The following is a 22,665-nucleotide window of genomic DNA, read 5'->3' as shown; positions in this document are numbered from 1 at the left end:
CGGGTGCCCCGACGGTGACTGTCCCCAAGTCCGTTCCCAAAGGGACTGTCCCCAATAGGCCGGGCGCCTCGGCCGCGTCCCGCGTGACAGTGACTGTCCCCAATGGAAATTCCAGGCTGTAGATCTCGCGATACTTCCAGTAGTGAAAGGCCTTTCGAAGCCCCAGAAGCTCCAGCAGCCTGATCAGGGCGTCGGGGTCCTCCACGCGGGTCTCGATCTCTTCCCGCAACTTCAGGAAGGCGTGCTCCCGCGACCTTCCCTTGTAGGTCAGCAGGCACGCCTGGCCGAAGGTCCGGACCCGGAGGGCGGAATCGGCCTTTTCCAGTCTTCCATCGGGAAAGTCGAACAGGGTGTTCTCTTCACGGAGGCGGGGTGTGCCGAGACGAGCCCCGATCTCACGCAGCCTGGAGCGCACACGATCAAGGTCCTCCACTTCGAGAGGAACCTTGGCCTCGATCTCCAAGCGGATCTCCTCCGGCATTCGTCGATTCTCTTCTCCCGAGAAGTCAGTAGAGCAGATACCGCCGCCGCACTTCGTCGAAAACCTCGAGTTGGGACTGCCATTCCCGGGCCGCATCCCGGGGCGCCGTTCCGTCTTCCAATTGGAGCCGGAGACGGTCCGTCCCGCAAAGAATGTCGAAGGGGAGCTTCTCCGTCTCGTATTCGTAGGGCGGCGGTTTCCACTCGAATCTTCCGTCGCTCAACTCCCGAAACAGATGCACCAGAACCAGTCCGGTCAGAAAGGGTTGGAACCGGGCTCTGTCGGTGACGTGGATCTGGATTCCCCCCACCCGCTCACCGGCCCATTTGTGAAAGGTGGGAATGAAATAGAGGGGCCGGAAGCGGGCTCCCGGAAGCCGGGCCGATTCCAGTTCCGCGGCCAGTGCCGGAGCCCGGATCCAGGGAGCTCCCGACAACTCGAAGGGTCTCGTGGTCCCCCTCCCCTCCGAGACGTTGGTCCCTTCCAGCAGGCAGAGGCCCGGATAGACCAGGGCCGTCTCCACCGTCGGCATGTTGGGAGAGGGCATGACCCAGGGCAGGCCCGTCTCCTCGAAATACATCTCCCGATTCCAACCCTGCATGGGGACCACCTGGAGCGGGCATCCCAACTCGAACTCCGAGTTCAGGTAGCCGGCGATCTCTCCCACGGTCATCCCGTGCCGGATCGGCAGCGGATGCAACCCCACGAAGGAACGGAAGGCCGGGTCCAGCACGGGACCCTCCAATTGGACGCCGCCGATGGGATTGGGACGGTCCAGGACCACGACCTCCTTTCCGGACTCTCCCGCCGCCTCCAGGACCAGGGCCAGGGTGTGGATGAACGTGTAGTAGCGGGCTCCCACGTCCTGCAGGTCGAACACCAGGATGTCGGTTTCCGACAACATGGACCGGGTGGGCCGCCGGGTCTCTCCATACAGGCTGCGAAAGGGCAGATTCGAGTCCGGATCCCGGTAACCCTCCCACTCCACCATGTTGTCCTGGGTCTCGCCGTAGATTCCGTGCTGCGGGCCCATGACCGAAACCAGGTCGATCCCGGGATGATGCCGGAAGAGGTCGACGATGTTGCGGAGGCGGGAGTCCACCGAGGCGGCGTGGGCGACGACGGTGACCCGCTTGCCGGCCACCAGGTCCAGGCGTTGTTCCAGAAAGTGGTCAAGACCCGTTCGAACCCGCATCAACCTTTGATTGCGGCTTGGAGCGAGTCTGGGAGGGGATAGTATTCCAGCTTCGCTGCCGGCGGAATCAGTCCCATTTCGCGGGCCAGATCGAGAAAGGTTGCCAGGCCGCGACGGCTGCTGCCATCCAGGACGTAGTTGAGATTGAGCAGGTATTTTCGCATCTCCGCAACCTCCAGGCCCAGCCTCCCGGCGTATCGCCGGGAAATGTCCTCCATCGACCGCAGTCCCCGATCCCGGGATTCGTAGAAGAGCCGAAGCCGGTTCCCCAGCGTCACCTCGGGGCGCACCGCCCAGACGGCGAACACGAAGGGAAGACCCGTGAACCGGAACCACTCGGCGGCCAGATCGTAGACGCGGTGAGAACTGCCGGAGACCCGCAAGGCGGCGTTTCCGATGACCAGGGCTCCATCGTAACGCTCCAACATTTTTTCAGGGTCCGGATCCTCCACCACGTACTCGATGGGTCCGCAGCCATGGAACCGTTCCAGAATGATCTTCAGGAGCGCGACGGAAGTGCGACTGGACCGGTCCAGGGCCAGGCGGGAGACTCGGGATATGGGCAGCTTGCTGACGAAAAAGACGCTCTTGACCTCCTGCCGGGAAGCGATGCAGATATCGGGAAGGACTCTCAACCCCGGGATCCGGCAGCACTCGATGACCGGGATCAGCGCCACGTCCGCCTCGCCGGCGGCCAGCCGGCGGGCGCACTCGGAAGGGACGTCGAAGGCGACATCCAGGATCCCGGCGTGGCGGCCCTCCAGGAATCCCCATCCCAGCGGCACCGCGTTGAGGAACTCGATGAACGAAACCCGCAGGGGCAAACGATTTTGGCCTCCAGACAAAATCGACTCCGAAAAACAGATTAGAGGTTAGCAGTCGAGGGTGAAAGCCTGGAGCGGCGGTTTTCCAACCGCCGAATTGCTTAGCAATAGAAAAAGATGGGCGATTAGGAAATCGCCCCTCCGCCCCATGGAATTATTCGCCGCGTCGTTATCAGATAGACATGAATCAGGAATCCCGTCTCTGGCTCGCCCTGTCCCGCGTCCCCGGGATGCCCGCCCGCGTCACCCGGTCCCTGATCAAGGGGGAGCGGCCGTTGTCATCTTTCTTCGGCTTGTCCAGAAAATCCCTCCAAAGCCTCCGGCTGCCTGAGAAATCCATCGGCGCCATCGTCGACGGGTCCGCGCTCCGGACGGCCGACCGGGAAATCCGCCGGTTTCCGCGGCTGGGGCTGCAGTTGGTGACCCTGGACAGCCCCCGCTACCCTCGACTCCTCCGCCAGATTCACGATCCGCCTCCCGTCCTTTACTGTGCCGGGCGGATCGAGACCCTGTCCGGACCCTCGGTGGCGTTGGTGGGATCCCGCCGGCCCACCGTCTACGGAAAGGAGGTCAGCCGCAAGCTGGCCCGGGAACTCTCTGCGCTGGGACTCTGCGTGGTGAGCGGACTGGCCCGCGGCGTCGATTCCCAGGCCCATTGGGGTGCCCTTCAGGAGGAAGGCGGGACCGTCGGGGTCCTGGGTTGCGGCATCGACGTGGTCTACCCCCCGGAAAACGGAGAGTTGTTTCGCCGGGTGCGGAAACAGGGTTGCCTGGTCAGCGAGTTTCCCCGCGGCAGCCCCCCGGCGCGCCACCGCTTTCCGGCCCGCAACCGGATCATCAGCGGACTGGCTCACGGGACCATCGTCACCCAGGCGGCCAAGGGGTCCGGTTCAATCATCACCGCGAACCTCGCCCTGGAACAGGGGCGGGACGTCTGGGCGGTGCCGGGAGCCATCACCCTGTCCCTGAGCTGGGGTCCCAACTGGTTGATCCAACAGGGGGCCAAGGCGGTCCTTTCGGTCCAGGACGTGTTGGAGGAGCTTCCCCCCTCCGTATTGGGCCGGCTCGAGGAAAAGAACGCCCAAGCCTCGCCGGCGCCCCGGCCCACCGCTCGGGAAAAGGCGGTGCTCGACTTGCTGGCCGTCGATTCGACGCTCCATATCGACGCCATCCTGACCCAATTGGGTCTGGACCTTTCCGGGCTCAGCGACATCCTTCTGAGTCTGGAAATCAAGGGCCTGATCCGCCAGAGTCCGGGCCGCCAGTACAGCCGGCGCCTGTCTTGAAGCTAATTTTGTTGCTCTCGGCGGAGGCGCTTGTGCTATAGAAAGGGCGGCTCGGCGGACGCGGTGGCGCCGCGGGACGCAGACTTGACGAAGAGAAGAGACATTCGACCATGACTGATCTGGTGATTGTGGAATCGCCCGCCAAGGCGAGAACGCTGGGGAGATACCTGGACAAGGGAACCAAGGTCGAGGCCTCGGTGGGCCACGTGCGCGACCTGCCCAAGAAGGGTCTGGGAGTGGACGTGGAGGCCGGCTTCGAGCCTGAGTACGTGACCATCGAGGGCAAGGGGTCCGTGCTCCGGAAGCTGCGGGCAGCCGCCAAACGAGCCGACCGGATTCTTCTGGCCACCGATCCGGATCGCGAGGGGGAGGCCATCGCCTACCATATCGCCCAGGAGCTGGGGGCCGGGAAGCGGGAGCAGGCCGGACGCTTCCGGCGCGTGTCCTTCAACGAGATTACGCCCGGCGCCGTGAGGGCGGCCATGGAGCACCCCGGCGAAATCGACACGGACCGGGTCGACGCCCAGCAGGCCCGCCGCGTGCTGGACCGCCTCGTCGGATACAAGCTCTCGCCGCTGCTCTGGAAAAAGATCCGGCCCGGCCTTTCCGCGGGCCGCGTCCAGTCCGTGGCCGTTCGCCTCCTGGTGGAGCGTGAAAGGGCCCGGCGGGCGTTCCACTCGGCAATCTACTGGGACCTCAAGGCGCACTTGGCGGCGCATCGCAAGCCGTTCATCGCCGGTCTGGTGGAAGTGGACGGCCGGCGGACGGCCACGGGCCGCGACTTCGACGAGGCGACGGGCAAATTGAAGGCCGGGCGCAAGGTCCTCCTGGTCGACAAGTCAATGGCGGACAGCCTCAAGAAGCGACTGACCGAAGAGACGTTCCGGGTCCAGTCGGTACAGAAAAAGCAATTCCGGACCAATCCGGCCCCCCCTTTCACCACAGCCACCCTGCAACAGGAGGCCAACCGCAAGCTGAATCTGGGCTCGCGGGAGACCATGCGGCTGGCGCAACGGCTCTACGAACGAGGTTTGATCACCTACATGCGGACCGACTCGGTCAACCTCTCGGGCGATGCCATCTCCCAGATCCGTTCCACCGTCAAGGCGCGCTACGGGTCCGAGTACCTGAGTCCCCAGCCGCGGCGTTACCGGACCCGCTCCAGTTCGGCCCAGGAAGCCCACGAAGCGATTCGTCCGGCCGGGGCCGACATGAATACGGCGGCCGAGCTCCGTCTCTTGGGAAAAGAGCGGTCGCTGTATGAACTCGTGTGGCGGAGGGCCGTGGCGACGCAGATGGCGTCGTCGCTCCAACGCCGGGTGACCGCCATCATCGGAGCGGCCGAGGCCAGATTTCGCGCCCGGGGCAAGACCATCGAGTTCCCGGGATTTCTCCGCGCCTACGTGGAAGGATCCGACGACCCGGAGGCGGTGTTGGAAGACCAGGAGATCCTCCTGCCGGACCTGGTGGAAGGGCAGGAATTGGATCTCAACAAGCTGGAGAGCTTCGAGCGGCGCACCAGGCCGCCCGCCCGCTACACGGAAGCTTCGCTGGTGAAGGCCTTGGAGGAGAAGGGGATCGGCCGTCCCTCCACCTACGCGGCGATCATCTCGACCATCCAGAACCGGGGCTACGCCGAACTCAAGAAGAAGCAGTTGCATCCGACCTTCACTGCCTTTGCCGTGACTCTCCTGATGGAAAACCATTTCCCCGATCTGGTGGACACCGGCTTCACGTCCAGAATGGAGGAGTCCCTGGACCATATCGCCCGCGGCGACATCGACTGGCGGGAGTATCTGAAGGGCTTCTACAAGGGAGAGAACGGATTCGAGGCGCGCCTGGACCAGCAGCAGGACAACATCGACCCGCGCGCCGCTTCCACCGTGGAACTCGCCGGCCTCACGCCGCGCGTCCGGATCGGCCGCTACGGTCCCTATCTGGAAGATGACGGCCGGGAAAAACGGCGGACGGCTCCGCTCCCGGACGGGATGCTCCCCGCCGACCTCACTGCCGAGCAGGCGGACGAGATCCTGCGCCGCCGCGACCAGGGGCCGGTCGAGCTCGGGAAGGATCCGGAGACAGGAGATTCCATCTACCTGCTGGATGGCCGTTTCGGCCATTACGTGCAACGGGGCGATACGCAGCAGAAAAAAAAGCCGCCCCGCCAAGGGCTTCCGCCGGGCACTACTCCCGAGGACGTGACCCTGGATCTGGCCCTGCGCCTGCTGGCGCTGCCCCGTCAGGTGGGGGAGCATCCGGATACGGGAGAGCCGGTCAGAGCCGGTTTGGGCCGCTACGGCCCTTACGTGGTGCACAAGCGGGACTTTCGCAGCCTTGCCCCCGGGGACAACCTGTTCACCATCGGACTGGACCGGGCGCTGGAGTTGCTCTCGACCCCCAAGCGGGGCGCCAGGACCCCCATCCGGGAGATTGGAGAGCACCCGGATGACGGGGCCCCCATCGAATTGTTCAAGGGGCGCTACGGGCCCTACGTCAAGCACGGAAAGGTCAACGCCTCCATCGGGAAGGACGTCGACCCGGCCGACGTGGACCTCCCCGCCGCCCTGGAACTCCTCAAACAGCGTCTGCAACGCGACCAGGCCCGGCGAGGCGGCCGCAGGACCCGCCGCACGTCCGCCAGAGGACGCCGGACCAGCCGTCGCCGGGCATCCCGCCCGCGGCGTTGACCCGCTGGGGAATCAGGGTTGGAGGTGGTCTCTACTTGCCGTAGAGCAGGTAGCAGCTCCGGCAGGCCTGCGGGTAGTCTCCGCTGACGAAGCCGCCGCGAAAACTCCGGAACGAGGGGTCGTTCCAGACCTCCATGAAAGTCTGCTCGCGAATGTCGCCGTAGAAGAGGGAGGAGGGAGGTTCGAGCCGTCCCTCGAAATACCGGCTCACGTGGTGCCCGAAATGGCAACAGGGGGCCATTCTGCCCTCGTAGGAGAAATAGACCGACTCGAGAGGCGTGGCCAGGCAGTGGCGCGGAGTCATCCGGGAAGTCATGGGGAACTCGGAATGGAGCGCGACCTCGATGCCCGACCCCCGAGCCCGCTCCAGGAGCCGGGAGATGCGGCTTTCCAGATCTTCCAGAGAGCCGGAGCCGGCGGAACCCGGTTCCAGGCGATACTTCAGGAAGCTCTGTTCCCAGTCCCAGGAATTGGAGACCACGTTCAACTGCTTCAAATGGAGCACGCGGGCCCCGCACGACTCCATCCAGGGCAGCACCAGGTCCAGTTCGCGGGCATTCTGCTCCTGAACGGTGAAGGCGATCCCCAGCAGCAGGGAACTGCCCGTCTCCCTCACCAGCCGGGCGAACTCCGTCACCTTTTTCGTGACCGTCTCGAAGGAGGCCCCCAGGCGGATGCTGTCGTAGGTCGCTTCCGTCATGCCGTCCACCGAGATGGTGAGCCGGTCCATCCCCGCCTCGATCAGGGCCGACGAATTCCGCCGGTTCAGGATGGTCCCGTTGGTGGTCATGCTGGTGACGCATCCCTGCTCCTTGGCCATGCGCACCATCCGGTAGATCTCCCGGTGCAGCATGGGTTCTCCCCAGCCGGTGAAATCCACCGTATGGGCGTAGACCATGTCCCGGCGAATTCTGAGATAGGTGTCCATGGACATGTCCAGATGGGGATCCTCACTGGAGAATCGGGGACACATCTCGCATTCCAGGTTGCAGCGGAAGGTCGGCTCCAGGTTGAAGGAGACGAATCGGCTGGATGGGTTGGGACCGTTCATGACTCGGCGCCCCCTGACCGATGGGGAGCGAATTCCGTCCTAAAATAACAGAGAGACGGTGTTGGACGTCTTGCCCTTGCCGTTCTGGTTGAATCCCCGAACCCGGTACGAGAAGGCTCCGGTGACGTACTTGCCGATCTCGTCCCTGTACCGGGACGAGTTGGCGCCCACGATCCCGACGACCCGAAACTCGGACCCGCCGTCGGAGCGGAGAATTTCGAACCCCAATTCATTGTCGGAACGGTCTTTCCAGGTCAGCTCGGTGGTGGCAATGGCGCCCTTGAAGCGCTTGACGCCCTTGAGATCGGTCGGCGCTTCGGGGGGCTCGCCCGGCGCTGCCAGGGCCGCACCCGGAGCGATCCAGAACAGAAGCCACGAGACCAATACCGCTCTACGCCTCATCGTTACGTCTCCCTTGTTCTCAGGTGTGATTCCAGTCTACTACGGAAGAGAAGTCTTGGCTTTACAGGCAGGCTTCCGCTCGGCTATTTTGCACTGAGCCGATCGGAATTGATCGATGCAGACCCCTCCCGTCTACTACCCCGTATTCCTGGATCTTCGAGGCCGTTCCTGCCTGGTGATCGGAGACGGGGAGTTGGCCGAAGAGAAGGCGAGGAGCCTGGAGGAAGCTGGAGCCCGGGTTCTGCGTTCCCGCACCTTCGATCCGGAGGTCAGCGACGTTTTCCTGATCGTGGCCGCCACCTCCGATACCGGTCTCGGCCGCCGGATCAAGGAGTTCGCCGACCGGAAGGGGATCCTGGTCAACGTGGTCGACCAGACACCCAACTGCGGATTCATCGTCCCGGCCATCGCCCGGCGCGGAGATCTGGTTCTGGCCATTTCGACATCCGGCAGGAGCCCGGCCCTGGCGCGCAAGATCCGGAAACAGCTCGAGGCGCAGTTCGGACCCGAGTACGCTGATCTGGTCCAGGCGCTGGGAGAGGTTCGGCCGCTGGTCAAGAAGCGCCTGAATTCCTTTCGGGAGCGGAGTGAGTACTATAATCGGATGGTGAGAGATCCGGACCTTCTGGAAATCGCCCGGCGCCGCGGTGTGGCGGCGGTCCGGTCCCGGCTCGAGGAAAACTTGCAATGAAGATTCTCCGGCCGCGAACCGGACGCGTCGTCCTGGTGGGCGCCGGTCCCGGCGATCCGGAACTGCTGACGGTCAAGGCGGTTCGTTGCCTGAGCCGGGCCGACGTGGTCATCTACGACCGGCTCGTCGATTCCAAGGTCCTGGAACTGATTCCCGAATCCGCCGAGGCCATTCCGGTGGGAAAGAAGGGGGGGCACTACGGCTTTCCCCAGGAGAAGATCCATGAGCTGATGGTGTCCCGGGCACGCGCCGGCAAGGAGGTGGTCCGCCTCCAGGGAGGAGACCCTCTCATCTTCGGCCGAGGCGGGGAAGAGATGGACTACCTGTCGGCTCACGGCGTCCCCTTCGAGATCGTCCCCGGGGTCAGCGCCGCTTTCGGAGTCCCCACGGCCGCCGGGATTCCCCTGACTCACCGGGAGCTCTCCTCCTCCGTTCTGGTCCTGAGCGGTCATCGCGCTTCGGGGTCGGACCTGGAACGGTCCTGGACCCTCGCCGCCCGGGCCGACACTGTCGTTTTCCTCATGCCCCTGGGCAACCTCAAACAGATCATCTCCCAGTTGGTGCTTCATGGACGGCCGCTGGACACGCCGGCCGCCGTCATCGGATCGGGCACCCTGGAGCGGCAGCAGGAGGCCAACGGGACCCTGAGAAACATCGTCAGGCGGACCCGGAACGCGGACATTCGCTCGCCCGCTCTTCTGGTGGTCGGAGAGGTGGTTCGTTTCCAGGCCTTGAAGCGAAGTTCGGCGGAGAGCCCGCCCCGGGTCGAGACCGAACTGGCGGCCACCGGCAAGAAGCCTTGACGCAGATGCCGGCCGCCCGGCTACTGGACCCGGTCCGTCACCGGGTCCATGTCCTCCATGATGATCGATTCCCGGGCGGCGAAATCCTGCAACTGGGCCCTGAGCTTCTCGTTGAGCAGAACCATGGATCGGATGCTCTGGTAGTTCAACGGCTCCTTCTTCCCGTCATCGTTCACGACGAACGGGGGATTCGCCTGCACCAGAAAGGCGATGAGCTGAATCAGGAAGTTGCACTCTCCGGCCGACAGGCGCCAACTGTAGTCGCGATTCAGAAACTCTTGAATCCGGCGTTGCTGTTCGATCTTGGTCTGGTCCATAGGGGGCTCTTTCCGCCGCTTCTACCGCTCTCGGTAGGACTCGGCGTAGATGCGTCTCAAGGGGGCGAGACAGTAAGTTTCCAGCAGGTCCTTCAGGAGTTCTTCACGGCCCATGAGCCGATCCTCATGGCGTGAATTGAGGACGAATGTCAGGCGAATGATGTCGGCCTTGTCCTTGCGGATGTCCAGCGATACCGAGTGGGACATTCTGGGATCGAAGTGGAGCAGATCGCTGAAGCTGAAGTGATCGAACTCGGGGTCGGTCCACGGCTTCTCATGGCGGCATTCCCAGTAGTAGTCCCGGAGCCGTCCGGTAAATTGATCATAGTCGAACCCGGCGGACTTGTTGTTGACGCTGGCCTCCACGCAGAGCCGCGTATCCTTCCTCAGCGCACCCAGGCCGTAGGTGACTTCCAGTTCCCGCCTGCGGGAGAACTTGATGCGATGGTTGCCGCGGCGGTGGAAGCGCTTGACTTCGGGCTCGACTCCCACTTCCCGGCTGTCCTCCTGGGTGACGTAGCTTCCCATGGCCCGCTCGTACCATTCGTCCACGATCCCGCGCGCGATCCGGTCGAGCAGACGAAGCTGAAGATCCCTGGAACTCATGGCAGGCGGTATTCTCACAAAATTGTCGGCCAATTGTAAATTGTTGTAAATTGGAGCGGATGCGTCCTATCCGTGCCCTTCTCTGGATCGGCCTCTGGATGCTGTGCGCCTTTCAGCAGACCCCGATTCGAGTCGAGGTCGAAGCCGTCAACGTCCTGGTCACCGTGACTGATCGGAAGAACCGGTTCGTCACCAATCTCCAGAAGGACCGGTTCCACATTTATGAAGACGGCCGGCGCCAGTTCATCACCAACTTCAGGCATGAGACCTCCCTGCCGTTGAGAATCGGCCTGCTCGTCGACACCAGTTCCAGCGTCCGCTTGAAGTTGGAGTTCGAGAAGCGGGCCGCGACCCGGTTCGTCCATTCCATCCTGCGTCCTCAGGACCAGGTTCTCCTGGTGGAGTTCGACTCGGGCGTCTCTCTGCTGCACGACTTCACCTCGAACCCCAGGTCCATCGCCAAGGCCATCCGGGGGCTGAAGGCGGGAGGAGGAACGGCCCTGATGGACGCCTTGTTGAGCGTCTCCGCCGAGAAGATGACGGACTACGAAACGCGGCAGGCCATCGTGATCCTCTCCGACGGCGTCGATCGCGACAGTGAGAATACGCTGGAGGACGTCATGCGGGGTATCCATCGCTCCGGCGTCACCGTCTACAGCATCGGCACCAGCCGTTTCGGGGCGGATCAGCAGAAAAAGGGTGAAAAGGTCCTCCGGTTGCTTTCCCGCGAAACGGGCGGACGAGCCTTCTTTCCCTACACGGCCGACGGACTGCAGCAGACCTTCGACCTCATCGACGAAGAGCTCAGATCCCAGTACAGCCTGACCTACGTCCCCAGAAACCGGGCTCGAGACGGCAAGTTCAGGGAGATCGAGGTCAAGCTGATGCGGAACAAGGGTCTGAACATCAGGCACCGCAACGGCTACTACGCCCCCGCCACGTAGGAGGAGCGGCGGCTTTCTTGCCGCCGAGGAACGGCGACATTCCTGTCGCCAGGCCACTACGAAATCGCCGTTCCAAACCGCCGGAACTCCAGCCTGATCTGTTTCTTCAGGAGTTCGACGGCTTCGTCCCGGTCGGTGCCCAAGGCGGAGAATGGGCGTATCCGCACGTACGGACCCAAATCCGCGACCCGGGCCGACGCCAGAACCAGCGGGCCCAGTTCCTGGGTCGAGACGGCGAAACGCATTCCCTTGTGCTCCCATTCCATGGTGGACACGTCAGGCTCCGAGGCGGTTGCCGGCACACAGTCTCCGGACCCGGTCCGGAACCCGCATCTTGGACTCGGCAACGTAGTCCCACGACACGCAAACGGTTTTCCCCCGGGCGACCTTCCGCCCGGTTTCGCGTTCGGTCATTTCGTATTGGAAGTCGAAGCTGGTATTGCCGACCCGGGGAATCCAGACCTGGACCAGAAGAATCTCTCCCCAGTGAGCCGGCGAGAAAAACCGGCAGGAGGCTTCCACCGCGATCATCTGCAGGTCGTGGATCCGCCGGGCGTCCAGAAAGTGGCGGAAAAAGGCCACGCGAGCCGCTTCCATGAAGGTGAAATAGCGAACGTTGTTGACGTGCCCCATGGCGTCCAGGTCGTGAAACTCCACTTCCATGGGGATCACCAGAGCCTTGCTGCCGCCGATGGAGGTTTCGGTCGGGGCGGACGCGGAGCCGGCTCTGACCGCGTGAGTCATCACTGTCATTTTAGCGGGAATTCCGCTCAGGAGGCGCCCACGCCGGCGGCCGCGGGCTCCGGGTCCGCCGCCACTTCCAGCACCAGGGCCAGGCGGTTGATCATGTTGAAGAACCCGATCAGGGTGATCATCTCCACCACCTGGTCCGAGGTGTAGTGGTTGTCCAACTGCATCCAGAACTCCTCCTGGACGTCGTCCGGACTCAGGCTGGTCAGTTCAGCCAGACGGATGGCTTCTTTTTCGTAGTAAACGAACAGGTCGCTTTCGGCCGCCTGGTCGATGGCGTCCAACTGCTCGCCGGTCCAACCCGCCTCCCGAGCCCGTTTCAGGGCGGGACCCGCCGTATAGGCGCATCTGTTCACCTGGCAGGTCCTGAGGATGACCAGCGAACGGATCTTCTCACTCAGGCCGGTCTCACCCATGACGGTGCCGTACAGGGCCGCCACCGACTCCACGAAGTTGTCGCTGTGGGCCCAAGTCTTGATGAAGTTGGGCACGAAACCCAGTTCACTCTCCAGCGCCGAGTAGAGATTCCGAACCTTGTCATTTGCCGCATCCGGCTGCACCGGCAAATACCTGGGCATTTTGCCTGACTCCTTTCTGACTGATTCTTACGATCCGACTTAATTGTACGCCTGTTGAGCTTTTTCGGTGTTCGTCCGGAGTTGGGCGAACTGGCGGTCGGCCAGATAGCTGGACCGGACCAGGGGGCCGCTCTCCACGTGGTCGAACCCCAGGCGCATTCCCGTCTCCCCCCAATGGCGGAACTCGTCCGGGTGGTAGTATCGATCCACCGGAAGGTGCCAGGTCGTGGGTCTCAGATACTGCCCCAGCGTCAGGATGCTGACCCGCCGCTCCACCAGGTCCTCCATGACCTGCAAAACCTCGGCCTCCCGCTCTCCCAAGCCCAGCATCATGCCGGTCTTGGTCACCGTGTCCGGCGAGATCCGCCGGGAGTTGCTCAAGAGATCCAGGGATCGTTGGTAGTCGCCGCCGCCCCGGGCGACAGGAAACAGCCGGGGCACCGTCTCGATGTTGTGGTTCAGGATGTCGGGACCCGCGTCCAGCACCGTCCTCAGCGCCGCGTCATCGCCCTGGAAATCGGGGATCAGAACCTCGACCACACATCGGCGGTGCAGCTCTCGAATGGCCTGGATCGTCTCGGCGAAGATGGATGCGCCGCCGTCCGCCAGGTCGTCCCGGTCCACGGAGGTGACCACGACATGCTTCAGTCCCATCTGCCGCACTGCCTCGGCCACCCGCCGGGGCTCCTCCCGGTCCAGCACCGGGGGACGGCCCTTGCTGACGGCGCAGTAGCGGCAACCTCGAGTGCAGACCCGCCCCAGGATCATGAACGTGGCCACGCCATGGGCCCAGCATTCACCCAGATTGGGGCACATGGCCTCCTGGCAGACGGTGTTGAGACCCAGGCCTCCCAGAAGCCCTTTCAGTTCGTGGACGCCTTCGCCGAACGGAGCGCGGACCTTGATCCAGGGTGGATGGCGCCGCCGCTTTCCCTTTCCCGCCGCCATGGCGCATAACCTTAACAGTCCGTGGTGAAAGTCGCCAAGACAATGCGCGTGTCGTGGGCGGAGGTTTTTCCCTTTTCTCTTTTCTCCCTTCTCAACGTATACTGTGGCGGTTTGGCGGACGGGATCGGAAACCGGATCGAGTGACTCATGACTGGCACGGAGGGCTACCTCGGCTTTCTTCTGCTCCTCGTTTTTGCCGGCGCCACGGCCGGTGGGATGGTTCTCATCACCCAGTGGTTGGGACCGAAGGGCGGAGGCTCGGTCCACGAGATGCCGTTCGAGTGCGGCAATGAACCTGCCGAAATTCGCCGCGGCCGGATTTCCGTGAAATTCTTCCTGGCGGCGCTGCTTTTCGTCCTCTTCGACGTGGAGCTGATTTTTCTGTTCCCGTGGGCCCTCGTCTACCGGGAGCTCGGTTGGTTCGGGTTCTTCGAGATGCTGATTTTTCTGCTGGTCGTCCTGTCCGGGCTCTATTACTCGGTCAAGAGAGGAGCGCTGGATTGGAAGTAGACTTCAAGGGCACCCCCGAGCTGGGTTTCTTCACCAGCCGCCTCGACGACGTCGTGGGGTGGGCGAGGCAGTACTCGATTTTTCAATACCCCTTCGTGACCGCCTGTTGCGGCATGGAGTACATGGCCACCGCCTGCGCCCACTATGACGTGGACCGCTTCGGCGCCGGACTCCCCCGTTTTTCCCCGCGCCAGGCCGATGTCCTCTTCGTCGTCGGGACCATCAGCCAGAAGATCGCTCCGGTGCTGGTCAACGTCTACCAGCAGATGTGCGCCCCCAAGTGGGTCGTGGCCTTCGGGGTCTGCACTTGCACGGGTGGTTTCTACGACAACTACGCTACGGTTCGCGGAATCGATCACGTGATTCCGGTGGACGTCTACATCCCCGGATGTCCTCCCCGGCCGGAGACCGTGCTGCAGGGGTTGATGATGCTGCAGGAGAAGATCCGGAAGCAGAGACAGGAGGTCTAAGGGAGGGAAGAGAAAGCCGGGGCGCCCCGCAGGCGCGCCCCCGTTTCGCGGTTTTTCCGGGCTGATCATTTGCGGCGTATCCGCACGCCACGGGCGCCTCGATCCCATTTAGCCGAAGGACGTTCGTCATTCCGATGCAGAGCACATCCCTGACCCGCCTCCAGGAAAGCTTTCCGGACGAGATCGTGGGGACCCACTCCAGGCTGGGAGAGGATACGGCGATTCTGAAACCGGAGGCGCTGCTTCGGGCCGCGCGTTTCCTGAAGGAGGAACCCGGGCTCCGGTTCGACTTCCTGATGGACCTCACGGCCGTCGACTTCTGGAAGCGGAAGCCCCGCTTCGAGTTGGTCTACCACCTCTATTCCCGGTCGACAAACGCCCGGCTGCGGTTGAAGGCGCCGCTGGGCGGCGCTTCCCCCGAGGCTCCCTCTTTGGCGGCCGTCTGGCCGGCCGCCGACTGGTACGAGAGGGAGGTGTTCGACATGTTCGGGATCCGGTTCCGGGGACACCCGGACTTGCGCCGCATCCTGATGTACAAGGAATTCCGGGGGCATCCCCTGCGAAAAGACTATCCCATCGACAAGCGGCAGCCCCTGGTGGGCCCCCAGGATTGACAGCCCGTGGTAAAAGTCGTCACGGCATTCGACCGTCCCTGCACAGGCGCGGACCGTGTTGCGCCTCGGTCGCATAGGGTCGAATATGCTCCCTCGCCGCGCCTTGTCCGGCGGGCGCAGGAACGGTTTCGGTGCTCGCGGGACTTTCACCACGGACTGTTGAGACCGGCGCCATGACTGAGACCTCCCGGACCATGCTGCTGAACGCGGGACCGGCCCATCCGGCCATGCACGGCGTCATCCGCATCCAATTGGGCCTGGACGGAGAAGTGGTCCGCCAGGCCGACGTGGAGATCGGGTTCCTCCACCGGGGTTTCGAAAAGCATTGCGAGGCGTCCAGCTACACCCAGTGTTTTCCCTACACCGACCGGCTCAACTACGTCTCCCCGCTCATCAACAACTTCGCGTTCGCCGCGGGCGTCGAGAAGCTGATGGGCCTGGAGGTCCCGGAGCGCTGCCAGTACATCCGGGTGCTCATGAGCGAGATCTCCCGGATCTGCGACCACCTGACCTGTATCGGAGCCTCGGCCATGGAGTTGGGGGCGTTCTCCGTGTTCCTGTACATGATCAAGGCGCGGGAGTGGCTGTGGGAACTGGTGGAGGAGGTCACGGGCGCCCGGCTCACCGTCTCCTACGGGCGGATCGGCGGAGTCAAGGCGGACCTCACCGCCGATTTCGCCGAGCGCTGCCGGGAGGTGACGGCAAAGGTGTCCGAGGTTCTGGGCGAGGTGGATGAGCTCCTCACCCGCAATCGCATCTTCTACGACCGGATGCGGGGAGTGGGCGTCATCTCCGCCGAGTCCGCCGCCGGATACGGCATCACGGGACCCTTTCTGAGGTCCACCGGCATCGACTACGACGTTCGCAAGGCTTCTCCCTACTTTGTCTACGACCGCATGGATTTCGATGTGCCGGTGGGCGGGCAAGGCGATAACATGGACCGCTACCTGGTTCGGATGGAGGAGATGCGGCAGTCGTTGCGGATCGTCGAGCAATGCCTGGAACAGATGCCCGAGGGTCCGACCAACGTGGATCCGGACGGAAAACTGATCTCCCCCGACCTGATGGCGGATCTGGGGAAGTTCGGCAAGACCCAGGGCCTGTTGAGCAACGAGGTTCTGATCGAGCCGACCCTCCAGGGATCGGAGAAGCGCTTCCACGACCGGGTCTACTCCGCCGACAAGGCGAGCCGGCTCCCGGCCAAGGAGCAGGTCTACTCCAATATCGAGGCCCTGATGAATCACTTCAAGATCGTGATGATGGGCCACGGGATACGCCCTCCCCGCGGAGAAGTCTATTTCCCGGTGGAGGGCGCCAACGGCGAGTTGGGATTCTATATCGTCAGCGACGGGAGCGACCGGCCCTGGCGTGTCCGGTGCCACCCGCCCTGCTTCCCCATCATGGCCGCCCTCTCCAGCATCCTGGAAGGGGACCAGATAGCGGACATCATTCCCACCTTCGGATCGGTCAACATGATCGCGGGAGAACTGGACCGTTGAGCTTCGAGTTCACCCGCGAGCGGCGGGAGCGCCTGGATTCCCTCCTCGAGATCTACCCGACTCGGCGAGCCGCCCTGCTCCCCGCTCTCCACCTGGTGCAGGAACAGTTGGGATACATCTCCCCCGAGGGGGAGGAGCACGTGGCCCGGATTCTGGATTTGCCGGTCATCGACGTCCACGAGGTCCTGACTTTCTACACCCTTTACCGGACCCGTCCCATGGGACGCCGGCACATTCGCGTCTGCACCAGCATCTCCTGCTGGGTCCGGGGCTGCCGCGGCGTCCAGAGACACCTGGAGGAGAAACTGGGCGTCGCCAGCGGAGGAACCACCGCCGACGGCGAGTTCAGTTGGGAGGCGGTCCAGCAGTGCATGGGGGCCTGCGAACTGGCTCCCATGATGCAGGTGGGGGACGACTACCATGGCCCTCTGGATGGGGCTGAAGTGGATCGGATCCTCGATAGAGAGCGAGAGCAAGGTCGGAAAGGGGGATTGGAAATCGCCCCCCCGGTGGACCGGATCCCGGACGGCGAGACCTCGCGGGGAGAGGCGTGATGGGCCGCCTCCGACTCATCTCACGCGACTTCGGCAATCCCCAGGCTCGAAAGCTCGAGTACTACCGCGCGCACGGCGGCTACGAGGCGGCGCTCAAGGCCCTGGACCAGATGGCCCCGAAACGGATCACCGAGGAGGTGATCAAGTCGAATCTCCGCGGCCTGGGAGGCGCCGGCTTCCCGGTGGGACGGAAGTGGAGTTTCGTTCCTTCCGGCACGGGCAAACCCATCTACCTGGTGGTCAACGCCGACGAGGGGGAGCCGGGGACCTTCAAGGACCGCTACATCATGGAGTGGGACCCCCACCGGCTCCTGGAAGGGATGATCATCTGCGCCCGCGCGGTGGGAATCCATACCGCCTACATCTACATCCGCGGCGAGTACGTCCATCCCGAACGGATCCTCCGGGAGGCCATCGAAGAGGCCTATCGGGCCGGTATTCTCGGGAATCGGGTTCTGGGCCGTGATTTCTCGCTCGACGTCCACATGCACGTGGGAGCGGGGGCCTACATCTGCGGCGAGGAGACCGGCCTCCTGGAGTCGCTGGAGGGCAAGAAGGGATGGCCCCGGCTCAAACCGCCCTTCCCGGCGGTGGTGGGCGCCTTCGGGTGCCCCACGGTCATCAACAACGTGGAGTCCCTGACCTATCTTCCCCACATCGTGACTCACGGCGGGGAGTGGTTTGCGAGCCTGGGATCGGAGCGCAACGGAGGCCTGCGCCTGTTTTCCCTCTCCGGCGACGTCAAGCGGCCCGGGGTCTACGAGCTCCCCATGGGGACCCCTCTGAGAGAGCTGATCTACGACTGCGGCGGGGGGATGGCCGACGGCAAGAAATTGAAGGCGGTGATCCCCGGAGGAAGCTCGGCCGCCGTCCTCACCGCCGACGAGATCGACGTTCCCCTGGATTTCGACCACCTGGCCGGGATCGGTTCCATGCTGGGTTCCGCCGGGATCGTGGTCATGGCCGAGGATGTCTGCATGGTGAAGGCCATGAGCGTGATCAGCCACTTCTACGCTCACGAGTCGTGCGGCCAGTGCACTCCCTGCCGGGAGGGCACCGGTTGGGTGGCCCGGACGTTGGACGCCATCCTCTCGGGCCGGGCGCGGCGGCGTTCGGTGGAGGACCTGCTGCAGATCGCGGACGACATGTCGGGAACCTCCATCTGCGCCCTCTGTGACGGCGCCGCCATGCCCTTGAGAAGTTTTCTGGTCAAGTTCAGAGACGAGTTCGACCAATACCTGAAGCACGGAAGCGGCAAACAGGAGCGGCCGGTCCCGGCCGGAGCCACAAACGTGACGGCGCTCCGGCAGAGCGCCGGCTGATAGGGTGAACCTCATGGTCACGGTCAATATCGACGGACAGGACATCCAGGTCGAACCGGGCACCAACGTCCTGGAGGCGGCGGAGCGGTTGGGGGTGATAGTCCCCCGCTACTGCTACCACCCGGGGCTCAGCGTCGCCGGCAGTTGCCGCATGTGCGCCGTCGAGATCGAGGGCATGCCCAAGCTTCAGATCTCCTGCCACACGCAGGTCCGGGCCGGCATGAAGGTCTCCACCGATTCGGCGCCGGTCGTCCGGATGCGCCAGGCCATGCTGGAGTTCCTGCTGGTCAACCACCCGCTCGACTGTCCCGTGTGCGACCAGTCGGGAGAGTGCGACCTCCAGAACTTCTACATGGAGCATGGCCTGCACGAGAGCCGGGTCTTCGAGGACAAGATCAAGCGGAAGAAGGCGTTTCCCATCGGCCCTCACGTCATGCTGGACCAGGAGCGGTGCATCCTCTGCACCCGTTGCGTCCGCTTCTGCGAGGAGGTCTCGGAGAGCCACGAGCTGGGGGTCCTGGACCGGGGCGACCGGTCGGTCATCGACCTGTTTCCCGGCCGGGAGCTGGACAACAACTACTCGGGCAACGTCATCGACATCTGTCCGGTGGGGGCGTTGACCGAGCGGGAGTTCCGTTTCCAGTGCCGGGTCTGGTACCTGTCGCAGGAAGCGTCCGTCTGCAACGGGTGCTCCCGGGGCTGCAACATCGCGGTCCACTTCAATGCTCAGCGCAGCTACAAGGCCGACGGCCGGAGGGTCCAGCGGCTCAAGCCCAGGTTCAACCCGCTGGTGAACCGTTGGTGGATGTGCGACCAGGGCCGCTTCGGCTACGGATTCGTCGACCGGGACCGCATCGAGAACCCCTGCCTGCGCGTTGGAGGGGAACTCCAGCCTCGCGCCTGGGACGAGGTTCTGGAGGAGGTGGCCACCGCTTTGCGGGCCGCCGTCGAGAAGTTCGGTGGGGAGGGACTGGGCGTCATCGCTTCTCCCCAGCAATCCAACGAGGAGCTCTACCTGGTCCGGAAGTTGTTCCGGGAGTTGCTGGGCGTCGCCCGAATCCCGTTCCGGAATCCGTGGGAGGAAGAGTCGGCGGCGGACGGAATCCTGCTGCTGGAAGACCGGAACCCCAACGGCCGCGGGGCCGCCGATCTGGGACTGCGGGGAGATGCGGAGCGGACCCTGGAGGACGCGGCGGCGGGTGCGGTGAAAATCCTCTACGTCTTCGGGCATGACTTCGATTCGGACCCGGCCCGGGAGTTGATCCGCCGGGCTGAATACGTGGTGTTTCAGGGGGCCAATTGGAACTCCACCGCCCGAATGGCCCACGCCGTCCTGCCCGGCGCCACCCACATGGAGAAGGAAGGGACGTTTACCAATTTCGAGGGACGGGTTCAGCACTTTGCCGAGGCGCTGCCGCCGCTGGGAGAGTCCAGGCCGGACCTGGAGATCCTGTGCGACCTGGCCCAGCGGTTGGGCCATGCCCTGTTCTATCCGGAACCGGAGGATCTCTTCTCCGAGTGGCGGGGCAAGAGCTACCGGGACCTGGGAGAGTTCGGGGAGGTCCTCGGCCCGGGCGGCGCCGGCTGACGGGGGTCCCGCACGCGAACAAGATGAGCACCCTGATCGTTCTGGCCAAGGTCTTCTTCCTTTTCAACGTGGTCATGGGCTTCGTCTATCTGCTCACCTGGCTGGAGCGGAAGCAGAGCGCCGTGATGCAGGATCGAATCGGCGCCAACCGGGCTGCCATTTTCGGGCTGCGCGCGCTGGGACTCTTTCACCCCATCGCCGACGCCCTCAAGATGCTGACCAAGGAAGATTTCATTCCCAAACAGGGGAACCGCCTGGTCCATACGCTGGCTCCCATCATCGCCCTTTTTTTCGCCCTGGTGAGCTTCGCCGTCATTCCGTTCGGCGGCGTCTACGAATTGGGGGGGCACACGGTGTCGCTCCAGATTCTGGATCTGAACGTGGGACTGCTCTTCGTGTTGGCCACCATGAGCATGGGGATCTACGGCTTCGTTCTCGCCGGCTGGTCTTCCGCCAACAATTTCGCCCTGCTGGGAGGCCTGAGGGCCTCCAGCCAGATGATCGCCTACGAGATCACCCTGGGCGCCACCCTCATCGGCCTGCTCATGGTCTTCGGGACGCTCCATCTCCAGGAAATGGTGCTTCAGCAGGGTGAGCTGTTGCTCGGCTGGCTCCCCCGCTGGGGAATCGTCCTGCAGCCGCTGGGCTTCATCCTGTTCACCACCGCCGCGCTGGCCGAGACCAAGCGCGTCCCCTTCGACATTCCGGAGGGGGAATCGGAGATCATCGGCTACTTCGTCGAATACAGCGGGATGAAGTTCGGCATGTTCTTCACCGCCGATTTCGTGGAGACGGTGCTGGCGGCTTCGCTGGTCACCACCCTGTTTATGGGGGGCTGGCAGGTGCCGTACCTCGCGGCGGGCGGATTCGAGTTTCCGTGGGGCGCCGCCTGGCCGCTGTCCCAGGCCGTGGTGCTGCTGCTCCAGGTCGGGGCGTTTCTTTTCAAGGTCTCGGTCTTCTGCTTCATCTTCATGCTCATCCGCTGGACCCTCCCCCGCTTCCGGTGGGACCAGCTCCTGAGACTGGGCTGGACCATGGTGCTGCCCCTCTCCATCCTCAACATCCTGGTGACGGGAGTGGTCCTCCTGTGGCAGGACGCGAGCTTGTGACGAAGCGCCGGTCTTGCAGACGGAGAGGCAGTCGGCGTAGTCTCACGGCGTGGGGACCGCCAGGGAAATGAACGGGAACTGATCATGGCCATCAAGAAGGTCGAGGCCACGCTGAGTTTCTGGGAGTCCACCTATCTTCCGGAGATCCTCAAGGGACTCCGGCTCACCGCGCGCCATTTCTTCCGCAACCTCCTGGTCCACATGGCCCACCGGGTGGGTTTGGCGCGGCATCTCCGCGGCGCCGAGACCTATCAGTATCCGGAAGAGCGGCGGCCGCTGGCGTCCCGGCTGCGGACCCTGCATCGGCTGACCCGGAGGGACGATGGATCGCCCCGGTGCGTGGCCTGCATGATGTGCGAGACGGCCTGCCCCGCCCGCTGCATCTACATCGTGGCCGGCGAGCACCCCAATCCCCAGATCGAAAAGTACCCGGTGCGTTTCGACATCGACCTGGGCCTGTGCGTCTTCTGCGGTTATTGCGTGGAGGCGTGTCCCGAGGACGCCATCCGGATGGACACGGGAATTCTGGAGTTCTCCTCCTACTCGCGGGAAGGGATGATCTACGACATGGAGAAGCTCCTGGAGCATTCACCCGCGCCGCAAAAGGATTGATTCCTGCCGCCTTTCAGCCGAACACTCGCTGGAAGGAGCGCCAGTAGACCTCCTTGACCTCCTCCATGGCCGGCGCGGCTCCCGCCTCGGCCGCCAGGGAAGTCACCGGGCAGCCCGCCATGCCGCAGGGGTTGATCAACTGGAAGTACCTCATGTCGGGGTTCAGGTTCAGGGCGAAACCGTGCATCGTCACCCAGCGGCGCACGCCCACGCCGATGGACCCCAACTTGCCGCGCCGGGTCCAGATGCCGGTCAGGCCCTCCCGGCGGAACGCCTGAACCCCGAAATGGGCGGCCGTGTCCAGCAGGCTCTGCTCCAGGGTCCGCAGGAACAACCCCACGTCGCGTCCCCGTCCCCGCAGGTCCAGATGCGGGTACCCCACCAGTTGCCCCGGCCCGTGATAAGTCACGTCGCCGCCGCGATTGATTCGAACCAGATCGATGGCATGCCCGTCGGGATCCAAGGAAGCCAACAGGTTCCGGGCGTTCCCCCCGCTCCCCACCGTAAACACATGGGGATGCACGACCAGGTGGAGCGTCTCCTCCTGGCGGCCCGCCGCAACCCGGCGGACCGACTCGTCCTGAAGCGCATAGGCCTCCGCAAACGGCAGCACCCCCAGGTCATGCAGAATCACGTGAGAATCTTAGCATCGGGGAACGGCGAAGGAGCGGCGACATGGAGCGGCGACATGGAGCGGCGACATCCCTGTCGCCGAAGGGGGGGTTAGGGGGGACGCAGTCGGCCCGGGGCAGGTCGTCTGCCGCCGCCCCAACCGGCGGCCCGCCAATGTTTGTTTAATTGTCGGGTGCGGGGTTTAGCGGCGG

Annotated in this window: 26 protein-coding genes; 14 read left to right on the top strand and 12 right to left on the bottom strand. The window is 64.0% G+C overall.

What is annotated here, in order from left to right:
- The 3 genes from OXT71_14800 to OXT71_14790 form a co-directional block, all read right to left on the bottom strand.
- Positions 1 to 481: class IV adenylate cyclase (locus tag OXT71_14800; GenBank protein MDE2927661.1), on the bottom strand; the 481-nt coding region annotated here is incomplete at its 3' end.
- 25 nt (positions 482 to 506) lie between these two features.
- Positions 507 to 1,676 (bottom strand): DUF1343 domain-containing protein, encoded by a 1,170-nt coding sequence (locus tag OXT71_14795; protein ID MDE2927660.1) that lies wholly within the window; start codon positions 1,674 to 1,676, stop codon positions 507 to 509.
- A complete protein-coding gene (locus OXT71_14790) occupies positions 1,676 to 2,500 on the bottom strand; it encodes a menaquinone biosynthesis protein (protein MDE2927659.1) in 825 nt (274 codons plus the stop codon). The genes OXT71_14795 and OXT71_14790 overlap by 1 nt, the downstream gene beginning before the upstream one ends.
- 182 nt (positions 2,501 to 2,682) lie before the next feature.
- On the opposite strand from OXT71_14790, the gene dprA reads away from it, so the two are divergent.
- Both dprA and topA read left to right on the top strand, forming a co-directional pair.
- Entirely contained in the window at positions 2,683 to 3,786 is a 1,104-nt protein-coding gene (dprA, locus tag OXT71_14785) for a DNA-processing protein DprA (protein ID MDE2927658.1), read from the top strand.
- A gap of 110 nt (positions 3,787 to 3,896) precedes the next feature.
- Entirely contained in the window at positions 3,897 to 6,473 is a 2,577-nt protein-coding gene (gene topA / locus OXT71_14780; protein MDE2927657.1) for a type I DNA topoisomerase, read from the top strand.
- A gap of 31 nt (positions 6,474 to 6,504) precedes the next feature.
- On the opposite strand, the gene OXT71_14775 is transcribed toward topA, so the two are convergent.
- Together OXT71_14775 and OXT71_14770 are read right to left on the bottom strand one after the other, a co-directional pair.
- Positions 6,505 to 7,524, bottom strand: coding sequence for a radical SAM protein (locus tag OXT71_14775; GenBank protein ID MDE2927656.1), 1,020 nt, complete (start codon positions 7,522 to 7,524; stop codon positions 6,505 to 6,507).
- Positions 7,525 to 7,563: 39 nt separating this feature from the next.
- Positions 7,564 to 7,926 carry a hypothetical protein gene (locus OXT71_14770; GenBank protein MDE2927655.1) on the bottom strand — a complete coding sequence of 121 codons (363 nt, stop codon included), beginning with the start codon at positions 7,924 to 7,926 and terminating at the stop codon, positions 7,564 to 7,566.
- A gap of 115 nt (positions 7,927 to 8,041) precedes the next feature.
- On the opposite strand from OXT71_14770, the gene OXT71_14765 reads away from it, so the two are divergent.
- Positions 8,042 to 8,617, top strand: a complete 576-nt coding sequence (locus OXT71_14765; protein ID MDE2927654.1) for a bifunctional precorrin-2 dehydrogenase/sirohydrochlorin ferrochelatase — start codon at positions 8,042 to 8,044, stop codon at positions 8,615 to 8,617.
- Entirely contained in the window at positions 8,614 to 9,420 is an 807-nt protein-coding gene (gene cobA / locus OXT71_14760) for a uroporphyrinogen-III C-methyltransferase (protein MDE2927653.1), read from the top strand. The genes OXT71_14765 and cobA overlap by 4 nt, the downstream gene beginning before the upstream one ends.
- 20 nt (positions 9,421 to 9,440) lie before the next feature.
- Here the strand turns inward: cobA and OXT71_14755 are convergent, their stop codons facing one another.
- Both OXT71_14755 and OXT71_14750 read right to left on the bottom strand, forming a co-directional pair.
- Positions 9,441 to 9,737: a hypothetical protein gene (locus OXT71_14755; GenBank protein MDE2927652.1), complete on the bottom strand. Its 297-nt coding sequence runs from the start codon at positions 9,735 to 9,737 to the stop codon at positions 9,441 to 9,443.
- A 21-nt stretch (positions 9,738 to 9,758) separates the two neighbouring features.
- The gene (locus OXT71_14750; protein ID MDE2927651.1) at positions 9,759 to 10,343 is read right to left on the bottom strand and encodes a hypothetical protein; all 585 of its coding nucleotides are present in this window, start codon (positions 10,341 to 10,343) and stop codon (positions 9,759 to 9,761) included.
- A gap of 59 nt (positions 10,344 to 10,402) precedes the next feature.
- On the opposite strand from OXT71_14750, the gene OXT71_14745 reads away from it, so the two are divergent.
- Complete coding sequence (locus tag OXT71_14745) at positions 10,403 to 11,287, top strand: VWA domain-containing protein (protein ID MDE2927650.1); 885 nt, start codon at positions 10,403 to 10,405, stop codon at positions 11,285 to 11,287.
- Positions 11,288 to 11,343: 56 nt separating this feature from the next.
- On the opposite strand, the gene OXT71_14740 is transcribed toward OXT71_14745, so the two are convergent.
- From OXT71_14740 to lipA, 4 genes are read right to left on the bottom strand one after another with little or no spacing between them, the layout of a single operon-like run.
- Complete coding sequence (locus OXT71_14740) at positions 11,344 to 11,562, bottom strand: hypothetical protein (GenBank protein MDE2927649.1); 219 nt, start codon at positions 11,560 to 11,562, stop codon at positions 11,344 to 11,346.
- 1 nt (position 11,563) lies between these two features.
- The gene (locus OXT71_14735; protein ID MDE2927648.1) at positions 11,564 to 12,040 is read right to left on the bottom strand and encodes an acyl-CoA thioesterase; all 477 of its coding nucleotides are present in this window, start codon (positions 12,038 to 12,040) and stop codon (positions 11,564 to 11,566) included.
- A gap of 17 nt (positions 12,041 to 12,057) precedes the next feature.
- On the bottom strand, positions 12,058 to 12,615 hold the full coding sequence (locus OXT71_14730; GenBank protein ID MDE2927647.1) for a carboxymuconolactone decarboxylase family protein: 558 nt from the start codon (positions 12,613 to 12,615) through the stop codon (positions 12,058 to 12,060).
- A gap of 39 nt (positions 12,616 to 12,654) precedes the next feature.
- Positions 12,655 to 13,563 (bottom strand): lipoyl synthase, encoded by a 909-nt coding sequence (lipA, locus tag OXT71_14725; protein MDE2927646.1) that lies wholly within the window; start codon positions 13,561 to 13,563, stop codon positions 12,655 to 12,657.
- 147 nt (positions 13,564 to 13,710) lie between these two features.
- On the opposite strand from lipA, the gene ndhC reads away from it, so the two are divergent.
- From ndhC to OXT71_14680, 9 genes are all read left to right on the top strand, one after another.
- Positions 13,711 to 14,073 carry an NADH-quinone oxidoreductase subunit A gene (gene ndhC / locus OXT71_14720; GenBank protein ID MDE2927645.1) on the top strand — a complete coding sequence of 121 codons (363 nt, stop codon included), beginning with the start codon at positions 13,711 to 13,713 and terminating at the stop codon, positions 14,071 to 14,073.
- Between the two features lie 20 nt (positions 14,074 to 14,093).
- Positions 14,094 to 14,543: an NADH-quinone oxidoreductase subunit NuoB gene (gene nuoB / locus OXT71_14715; protein ID MDE2927644.1), complete on the top strand. Its 450-nt coding sequence runs from the start codon at positions 14,094 to 14,096 to the stop codon at positions 14,541 to 14,543.
- A 134-nt stretch (positions 14,544 to 14,677) separates the two neighbouring features.
- Positions 14,678 to 15,157 (top strand): NADH-quinone oxidoreductase subunit C, encoded by a 480-nt coding sequence (locus tag OXT71_14710; protein MDE2927643.1) that lies wholly within the window; start codon positions 14,678 to 14,680, stop codon positions 15,155 to 15,157.
- Between the two features lie 173 nt (positions 15,158 to 15,330).
- Entirely contained in the window at positions 15,331 to 16,656 is a 1,326-nt protein-coding gene (locus tag OXT71_14705; GenBank protein MDE2927642.1) for an NADH-quinone oxidoreductase subunit D, read from the top strand.
- Entirely contained in the window at positions 16,653 to 17,210 is a 558-nt protein-coding gene (nuoE, locus tag OXT71_14700) for an NADH-quinone oxidoreductase subunit NuoE (GenBank protein MDE2927641.1), read from the top strand. The genes OXT71_14705 and nuoE overlap by 4 nt, the downstream gene beginning before the upstream one ends.
- Positions 17,210 to 18,532, top strand: coding sequence for an NADH-quinone oxidoreductase subunit NuoF (gene nuoF / locus OXT71_14695; protein MDE2927640.1), 1,323 nt, complete (start codon positions 17,210 to 17,212; stop codon positions 18,530 to 18,532). The genes nuoE and nuoF overlap by 1 nt, the downstream gene beginning before the upstream one ends.
- Positions 18,533 to 18,545: 13 nt before the next feature.
- Positions 18,546 to 20,120 carry a molybdopterin-dependent oxidoreductase gene (locus OXT71_14690; protein MDE2927639.1) on the top strand — a complete coding sequence of 525 codons (1,575 nt, stop codon included), beginning with the start codon at positions 18,546 to 18,548 and terminating at the stop codon, positions 20,118 to 20,120.
- 23 nt (positions 20,121 to 20,143) lie between these two features.
- Positions 20,144 to 21,229 carry an NADH-quinone oxidoreductase subunit H gene (locus tag OXT71_14685; protein ID MDE2927638.1) on the top strand — a complete coding sequence of 362 codons (1,086 nt, stop codon included), beginning with the start codon at positions 20,144 to 20,146 and terminating at the stop codon, positions 21,227 to 21,229.
- Positions 21,230 to 21,313: 84 nt separating this feature from the next.
- Complete coding sequence (locus OXT71_14680; protein ID MDE2927637.1) at positions 21,314 to 21,841, top strand: NADH-quinone oxidoreductase subunit I; 528 nt, start codon at positions 21,314 to 21,316, stop codon at positions 21,839 to 21,841.
- 13 nt (positions 21,842 to 21,854) lie between these two features.
- On the opposite strand, the gene lipB is transcribed toward OXT71_14680, so the two are convergent.
- Complete coding sequence (gene lipB, locus OXT71_14675) at positions 21,855 to 22,475, bottom strand: lipoyl(octanoyl) transferase LipB (protein ID MDE2927636.1); 621 nt, start codon at positions 22,473 to 22,475, stop codon at positions 21,855 to 21,857.
- Positions 22,476 to 22,665 lie beyond the last annotated feature (190 nt).

The organism is Acidobacteriota bacterium, assembly GCA_028874215.1.
In the GTDB taxonomy this organism is placed as follows: Bacteria; Acidobacteriota; UBA6911; order RPQK01; family JAJDTT01; genus JAJDTT01.
Note: the sequence above shows the minus strand (reverse complement) of the source record. Positions and strands in the feature narration are given on the sequence as shown.

Excerpts from the sequence above, each read along its gene's own strand:
- OXT71_14795 (MDE2927660.1), bottom strand. The coding sequence starts at position 1,676 with ATGCGGGTTCGAACGGGTCTTGACCACTTTCTGGAACAACGCCTGGAC.
- dprA (MDE2927658.1), top strand. The coding sequence starts at position 2,683 with ATGAATCAGGAATCCCGTCTCTGGCTCGCCCTGTCCCGCGTCCCCGGG.
- topA (MDE2927657.1), top strand. The coding sequence starts at position 3,897 with ATGACTGATCTGGTGATTGTGGAATCGCCCGCCAAGGCGAGAACGCTG.
- OXT71_14775 (MDE2927656.1), bottom strand. The coding sequence starts at position 7,524 with ATGAACGGTCCCAACCCATCCAGCCGATTCGTCTCCTTCAACCTGGAG.
- OXT71_14770 (MDE2927655.1), bottom strand. The coding sequence starts at position 7,926 with ATGAGGCGTAGAGCGGTATTGGTCTCGTGGCTTCTGTTCTGGATCGCT.
- OXT71_14765 (MDE2927654.1), top strand. The coding sequence starts at position 8,042 with ATGCAGACCCCTCCCGTCTACTACCCCGTATTCCTGGATCTTCGAGGC.
- cobA (MDE2927653.1), top strand. The coding sequence starts at position 8,614 with ATGAAGATTCTCCGGCCGCGAACCGGACGCGTCGTCCTGGTGGGCGCC.
- OXT71_14755 (MDE2927652.1), bottom strand. The coding sequence starts at position 9,737 with ATGGACCAGACCAAGATCGAACAGCAACGCCGGATTCAAGAGTTTCTG.
- OXT71_14750 (MDE2927651.1), bottom strand. The coding sequence starts at position 10,343 with ATGAGTTCCAGGGATCTTCAGCTTCGTCTGCTCGACCGGATCGCGCGC.
- OXT71_14745 (MDE2927650.1), top strand. The coding sequence starts at position 10,403 with ATGCGTCCTATCCGTGCCCTTCTCTGGATCGGCCTCTGGATGCTGTGC.
- OXT71_14735 (MDE2927648.1), bottom strand. The coding sequence starts at position 12,040 with ATGACAGTGATGACTCACGCGGTCAGAGCCGGCTCCGCGTCCGCCCCG.
- OXT71_14730 (MDE2927647.1), bottom strand. The coding sequence starts at position 12,615 with ATGCCCAGGTATTTGCCGGTGCAGCCGGATGCGGCAAATGACAAGGTT.
- lipA (MDE2927646.1), bottom strand. The coding sequence starts at position 13,563 with ATGGCGGCGGGAAAGGGAAAGCGGCGGCGCCATCCACCCTGGATCAAG.
- ndhC (MDE2927645.1), top strand. The coding sequence starts at position 13,711 with ATGACTGGCACGGAGGGCTACCTCGGCTTTCTTCTGCTCCTCGTTTTT.
- OXT71_14710 (MDE2927643.1), top strand. The coding sequence starts at position 14,678 with ATGCAGAGCACATCCCTGACCCGCCTCCAGGAAAGCTTTCCGGACGAG.
- OXT71_14705 (MDE2927642.1), top strand. The coding sequence starts at position 15,331 with ATGACTGAGACCTCCCGGACCATGCTGCTGAACGCGGGACCGGCCCAT.
- nuoF (MDE2927640.1), top strand. The coding sequence starts at position 17,210 with ATGGGCCGCCTCCGACTCATCTCACGCGACTTCGGCAATCCCCAGGCT.
- OXT71_14690 (MDE2927639.1), top strand. The coding sequence starts at position 18,546 with ATGGTCACGGTCAATATCGACGGACAGGACATCCAGGTCGAACCGGGC.
- OXT71_14685 (MDE2927638.1), top strand. The coding sequence starts at position 20,144 with ATGAGCACCCTGATCGTTCTGGCCAAGGTCTTCTTCCTTTTCAACGTG.
- OXT71_14680 (MDE2927637.1), top strand. The coding sequence starts at position 21,314 with ATGGCCATCAAGAAGGTCGAGGCCACGCTGAGTTTCTGGGAGTCCACC.